This is a genomic window from Staphylococcus sp. HMSC056G08 (genome assembly GCF_001812305.1).
GTDB classification, from domain to species: domain Bacteria; phylum Bacillota; class Bacilli; order Staphylococcales; family Staphylococcaceae; genus Staphylococcus; species Staphylococcus simulans.
In genome coordinates this window covers 1-7,249 of the sequence record NZ_KV808486.1, presented here as the reverse complement: position 1 = coordinate 7,249, position 7,249 = coordinate 1, and the positions used below count along the sequence as shown (strand labels likewise).

Here is a 7,249-nt window from a genome sequence, read left to right as displayed (position 1 = left end):
AATTATACTATAAATTCAACTTTGCAACAGAACCATCTTATAGATGATCAAGCCATTTTTATTGATGATACGAAAGTTGAGGCAAATGCCAATCGATATACATTTGTATGGAAAAATAGTATTCAAAACCTGAGTCAAGGATGAATAAAGACTCTAAAGCATTCTATCATTTTAATCGAATGCCACTCATAACTTATGAAATGTTTATAAAAGATAAAACTAAAAAATATAAAAGTGACATTTCTTAATACTCAAAATGGGGATTATGACGAAATTAACGATGAATTCACTTGTCCGAATAATAAAAGACTAGGATTTAAAAGATATGCCTATAGCCATGATAAATATAGTTTTTAAACGAGACTTTAAATTATATGAATGTGATGATTGTTCAGAATGTCCTCTGAAACACCAATGTATAAAGTATAAACTTCAAATCAAAAACAAAAACCATCTACAGTCAAAAAAAGTTGATGTGGAGCCTGTTTTTTGGATTTATTAAGGCCATTTTGGATTTCACTCGAATGTCCGTTCGAGGAATAAAAAAGACAAAAGAGAACTAGAATTTGTGCTGATGGCACTTAATATAAGAAATGTAACAGCTCAACGATCTGAAAATAATCAAAAAAATTATAAAAAAGACAATTTTTATATTACTTCAATAGAAATTGTCTTTTTTCACTTATCCTAGAACTTTATGTCCCAAACTCTTAACTTTCTTCAATACATTTTTGCCTTAACATCATTGCCAAAAAAGTTCAAACTTTTAATTGTTAATATATCATTATAATATTCATTTTTTTAGTTTTATTTGTGGTACGCTTCTGCGTATCAGATAATGATGCGGTTTTTAATTATTGATAAGGATTGCCATACTTATTACAATACTCATAGAAGCCTCTTTGATACATATAGATTTGCCTTTCAATATTTTCTTTACTATCAAATTCAAGTCCTTTTAAAATGAGTTCGGCAAACTCTAATGCTGCCGTTCCATTAGCAGTAACTAAATTTCGATCTTTTTCTGTAATAATTCAACAAATTTATGCTTTAACAACTTTAAAAAAGACAATTTCACTATTGAGCTCTTAGATTATAAGTTCAGTAGCACAAATTGCAAATGCTCTATCTAATTCTGTGACTGTTTTAATAAAACGTTAACATTTATCCTCACTTAACTCTATCACATCATAATTCATTAACAGATTGACGAACTTATCTGTGTCTATGATTGTATTGTGATTTATCCAAGTTTTTATATTTTTAAGCCCTTCTTCCAAGCTTTCATTGATACCAACATAATCAATAATTAATCAATCTCACTAACCTATTTTTAAATATACTATTAACTTGTGCAATAGTTGCATTAAATGAAATGTGATGTATATTGATTAATCATATACATCACATTCCATCATTATGGAATAGTATCGAATTTTAAACTAATATGAATATATAAGTCATTAAGTTTCAAAAATTTTTCAAATCATTTCAGTATATCAACATGCTATACTATATATATATTTAGAAATTAAACACAATTTTACATTTTATAAAGGAGTACAAAATGTCATTAACAATTAAAGAACTTCATAATATTTTAGGAGGTAATCTCCTTGATGCTGAAGGTAAAGAGGACAATGTTATAAATAATTTTGAGAATTGGTTCCCCTTTATTCATAATAAAAGCACAGCCTACATATCGCCCAATAAGCATACATGGAGACGTTTTGGTAGAGATGCAAACGCAAAAGAAGGTAATGAATATATAAAGAAGGATAAGGAAGATTTAGGATTAATTATTACTGAAACCTATGTTCCTGACATGAAGTTTAAAACTCCTCAATTAGTTATCAATGATTCTGCAAACACACTAACTAAATTAGCTGAAGAAATGAGACTACAGTATAAACACCCTGTTGTTGCTATAACAGGATCAATGGGAAAAAGTTCAACTAGAATGCTGATAAGTGCTGGTCTTAAAGATTATTATCCTCTTCAAAATAGATTTAATAATAACATAAGATCCGCAGTATATTTATTATTATGCAAAATGATTAGACAACCAAATTTTGCTGTTTTAGAAGTATCATTAAACGCATTAAATGCAGTTGGTAATTCATCATATTTAATAAAACCAAATATTGCTATAGTTACTGGTATAGATGCTGCTCATATGTCTACATTTAAAGATATTCTAAATATTGTAGAAGTGAAAGCAAGTATTTTTGATGGTTTAACTCCTGAGGGAGTAGCAATAATTAATAAAGATACATTACATTCAGATATATTAATCGAACGCGCCAAACAAAATACAAGTAATGTTATTACTTATAGTACACATGACTCTAGCGCAACAATTTGTCCTAAATCTATTCAATATAGTAAAGGCTATACAGTTATAACAATTGATTTTAACGGACAAAAATATACTTATAGAATTAATTCAATAAGTGACGGTATGGTTGAAAACTCTCTAGCCACATTTGCTACATTATCGCATTTAGATATACCACTAGAAAGAGCCTTAGAGAACTTAAGTACATTTAAACCATTTGAAAAAGTTTTAAACCTAAAAGAAGTTGAAACACCTAACTATAAAGTTAACTTAATAGATGATACACACAACGCTTCATTACCAGCAATGATTAATGCTATAAAAGCATTTAATACTCAAACAAAATTTTTTAAAGGTAATAAAATTATTGCGATTGGGCAAATTAGTGACTTAGGTAAGCACTCTAAATCATTGCATTTGCAATTAGTTGATGTTCTAGAAAATAGTAATGCAGATTATATTCTATGTATGGATGATGCTTTAAAGAGTGTCGTTACAGGAGTAAAAAGCAAAAATATAACATGGTATTCTAATAGACATCTATTAGAAAAAGATTTATTGTACCTAAATAAACCAGATTCATTAACTCTATTAAAATCATCAGCAGGTGGTACAGAATTTCCAAAATTAGCAAAAGAATTACCTGAGAAATTAAATAAATATAATATTAATAATTCGAACACTTCTTTATTTGATGGTCAATCCTTGAACGGTCGCAGTTATATGATTATTGATGAAAATTATAATGTCATTGAATCTCATAACAGAGAACATTCAGGTACAATTGAAGGCTTAGGCCCTATCTTTAATTATTTAAAAGCTATAGATGATAATGTATCAGAAGATACTATTTTTATTGCTAACTGGGCAACAAATAACAAACTTTATTATGAAGGAAAAGAAACGACAACTTACGAATTGATGAAAGCCATGCTTAATTCACCTATGTATACACCTTCTTATGAATTATCTAAGTATTTATTTGAAAACGGTCCAAAGCGCGATGAATATATCAATTCAAAAATAGAACATTTAAGTCTTTCAAATTCTGTAGCAATAAATTTAACTGGACGTCATACTATGAGAGAACGACAAAACTTCACTGTTGACGACTTATTTAAAATTTTAAAAGCATATAAAAATACCCTATTTAAATTTACTAACGAAATAATTATTGGCAGGAAATATAATAGCGGTATTATAAAAGATAAAGATAAATTTATTATATTTACCTCTTACCCAAACTTAAATGAAATTAAAAATAAACTAAATAATAAATAACAAAAAATGAGGTTGAATTAAAATGATATATTCAGTAGGGAATAGGTTAGGAAATAAATTAACCGGAATTGAAAAAGCGATGATTAATAGACACAACTTATTTAAAAATCACTCGATAACTAGTAAATTGATTTTTGCATCGTGGTCACCTCGTTTACATTTTAATGCAAGTCTATTTCAAATTGAAGATGACGATATATTAAGCTTATATGATGTGCTACAAGACAGTATAAATATAAAAAGCATCCATAAGGACTGGATCACTCATTGGACTAAAGAGTGTAATTATACACTAAAATTTATTGAAAATACCAATGATATAAAGATATATGAAAAAAGCAACTATAGAATGTATGTCCATTTTAATGATAGTAATTACCAACATTTGGATTACATAAATCATTTTGATGTAAATCAACGTAAAATACGTCGAGATCTATATGATTCAAGAGGCTTTTTAAGTTGTTCAAGAACTTTAACAACAAATCAAAAAGTAGTTTGTGAACATTATTACACTCCTGAAGGTACTATAAAGTTCCAAAAATTTTTTAATCCAGAACTTGAAAATTCACAATCACAACTTATTATTTATAACACCGATTCTCAACTTAAGTATTTTAATAATGATCAGGAATTACTAGCATTTGCAATTGAAAAATTGTATAAAAATGGAGATATTTTCCTGAGTGATAAAAATATAAATACTGCACCAATATTCAATAATACTAGTGAAACAATACCTGTTTTAGCTGTTTTGCATAGTACTCATGTCAAGAATATTGACATGGTATATGAATCGGACATCAAAAATACTTATAAACATGTTTTTAACAATCTAAATAGATACTCTGGGATAATTGTATCGACTAAACAGCAACAATTGGATATATCAGCTCGAATAAATAATGAAATCCCTGTTCATACTATACCAGTAGGATATATTGATGAACATTTTACTAATTTAAAAAGAAATAATCATAGTATAAATAATAATAAAATTATTTCCGTTGCACGTTATTCTCCTGAAAAACAGTTGAATCATCAAATTGAATTAGTTTCTAAATTAATTAAAGAATTTCCTAACATCCAACTACATTTGTATGGGTTTGGTAAAGAAGAAGAAAAATACAAGCAACTAATCACTGAATATAATTTAGAAAACAATGTGTTTTTACGAGGGTTTAGAAGAAATTTAAGTGCTGAGATTCAAGATGCTTATATGTCTCTAATTACTAGTAATATGGAAGGATTTAATTTAGGTTTATTAGAAACTATAACTGAAGGCATACCTCCAGTTGGCTATAATTCGAAGTATGGTCCTTCCGAATTAATATTAAATAATGAAAATGGTTATTTAATTAACAAAAATGATAAAGATGAATTATATAATCGAGTGCGAAACCTATTATTAGATAAGACTTTAAGAGATACTTTTTCTCAAGAATGTATCAAGCACTCTAAAGCTTTTTCAAGTAAAATTGTTATGAAGTTATGGGAAGATAGATTTTCTACAATTAATTCAAGTTATGAATAGCTCACATGTTGTTTAGTTTTTTCAGTTATTCTTTATGAAATTAGAATTTTAGTTATATGAAAAATAATTATTAAAGAGCAAATTAAAAATGGTTGATTTCGTTTTTATGTAAATCAACCATTTTTTGTAAGTCATTAATTTAAATTTCAAATACTTATTTTACCTATTAAATGCAAGCTGATATTGTACATATCCAGATAAATAATGTTCGATATCATCAATTCGAACACGATAACCGTGGTGTTTAATAAAGAAACTTCCTAGTATTCTTGATGGGTTTTTAAAATACATAGCAATTTCAGGATAAAAGAATCCAACTCTTTGATAATCTGCTCTAATATTAATTACATCTATCAAATATTGTTCATCTATTAAATTGTTTACCAATTCCTCGCGACCCGTATCTTTCGCTTTTTGAACTAATCTATATGTGGCCATTAACATTTCTAAGAATGTTGGAAATGTTGTTTCACGATTTTTAATATAATCTAAGTAATTATTCACATTTTTGATTCCAAATTCAAAATATTTGTCTTGTGGATTAATTTGAACTAATTCATTCGTACAATATCCTAACCAATGATCATGATATTGCCAATATTTCTTCTCAATGAAACGGTCCATCAAATTTTCTACAGTTTTTAGCCATAGTTCATTTTCATCCTTTTGATACAATCTCAATAAAGCAAGCGCTGCTTCACCATCGTAATAAATAATTCTAAACTTCTCTTTTACGCTTAAATCAGGATAATTCAATAAGTGAGTTGTCTCATATGTATCTTCATCTATCATTGAAAGAATACCTTTAGCCACTTTCTGAGCTGACTCAAGAAATTTAGGATTATCTTCATGCTTTAAATATTCACAAACTGCGAATATAAATGAAGCATTTTGTCCTAATTTGATTTCATTTGCTTCCTCTGTATCATCAAAGATATAGGCTTTATCACCAATCTCAAACAGTTGATTTAAAATGATATAATCAATTGCTTTTTCAACAGGTTGTAAGCTTTTACCTAAATAGGACAGACCCTCAATTAAGGCATAAGTAGAAGAAGAGTGTCTTAAAACATTGTAGAATCCAATTTCATTATCAAAATGAGGAAAATATCCATAAATATATTTACCATTATCTAACAACATATTTTGTAAGAAATTAGTACTACTTTCAATTAATTGATCAATTTCATTATTTAAATCATTTACTTTTCTTAAACCTTTTTTATAGCCTTCGCTATATAGTTCATGTACTTCTTCATCACCTATAAAGAAACCTTGTGTATAGAATTTAATAACTTCTTTTTCATTATAGAACTCACTAGAAAATGCCTTTTTATTTGTAGTATATTTGCGTAAATAATTATTGATGTTTTTTTCCGAAAGAAATAACTCTTTAGTAGTATTATCTGGTCGAACAAAAGCATTCGCGTTAATTTCTTCAGGTAATACTGCAAAATTCCATTGACTATCAAATGCTATACCAAAATCTACATAATTTCTTCTTGTATTGATCAGTGTTTTTTTTAATTCTTTAAATAATATTTTTTCAGTCGAGGTTACAATATCTAATTTAATCCACTCAGGAAATTCCCCAGATTTCTTTTTAAATTTAAGTGCCAATTTTGAAATATCTTGTTTGAGATAATTAGTTTTTTTTAATAACTTAACCTGTGCTTTAACACTTGACTTACCTAAACTAAAAAAAACATAATTATTAATTTCAGTCTTATTATTTACTTCAGATATTAATTTCTCTAATTTATGTTCAAATTCCATTGTTTCCTCCTTATTTTTATATATTTGTCCTATTTCCATTAATTTATATCATAGTATTTAAAATAAAACCAGGCCATGTAAGGCCTGGTTTTAAATTTTACCCAAAATTATGAAGTTTAAATATTATTTTTCTTCATTATTTTTGTTTTTACGACGTCTGCCAACTAAGAATAATCCTCCAAGCGCAGCGAATAGTGAACCAAATAATGTGCCATTATTTTGAGCATCATTACCAGTATCTGGTAACTCTTTATTATTTGGTTTATCTGTTTTGTCATTATGATCTCTATCTGCGTCTGAATCGCTGTCCGCATCAGAGT

Annotated in this window: 4 protein-coding genes and 1 pseudogene; 3 read left to right on the top strand and 2 right to left on the bottom strand. The window is 27.5% G+C overall.

Annotation, left to right across the window (positions count from 1 at the left end; genetic code table 11):
• Positions 1-167: 167 nt before the first annotated feature.
• From HMPREF2846_RS14205 to HMPREF2846_RS08165, 3 genes and pseudogenes are all read left to right on the top strand, one after another.
• Positions 168-691, top strand: a pseudogene (locus HMPREF2846_RS14205) (transposase); the annotation flags it as partial.
• An 876-nt stretch (positions 692-1,567) separates the two neighbouring features.
• On the top strand, positions 1,568-3,619 hold the full coding sequence (locus tag HMPREF2846_RS08170) for a Mur ligase family protein (protein WP_070626402.1): 2,052 nt from the start codon (positions 1,568-1,570) through the stop codon (positions 3,617-3,619).
• Between the two features lie 22 nt (positions 3,620-3,641).
• A complete protein-coding gene (locus HMPREF2846_RS08165) occupies positions 3,642-5,153 on the top strand; it encodes a glycosyltransferase family 4 protein (protein WP_000640645.1) in 1,512 nt (503 codons plus the stop codon).
• 159 nt (positions 5,154-5,312) lie between these two features.
• On the opposite strand, the gene HMPREF2846_RS08160 is transcribed toward HMPREF2846_RS08165, so the two are convergent.
• Both HMPREF2846_RS08160 and HMPREF2846_RS08155 read right to left on the bottom strand, forming a co-directional pair.
• Entirely contained in the window at positions 5,313-6,929 is a 1,617-nt protein-coding gene (locus tag HMPREF2846_RS08160) for a hypothetical protein (RefSeq protein WP_000393940.1), read from the bottom strand.
• A 123-nt stretch (positions 6,930-7,052) separates the two neighbouring features.
• The coding region (locus HMPREF2846_RS08155) for an LPXTG cell wall anchor domain-containing protein (protein ID WP_049390043.1) at positions 7,053-7,249 on the bottom strand (197 nt) is incomplete at its 5' end.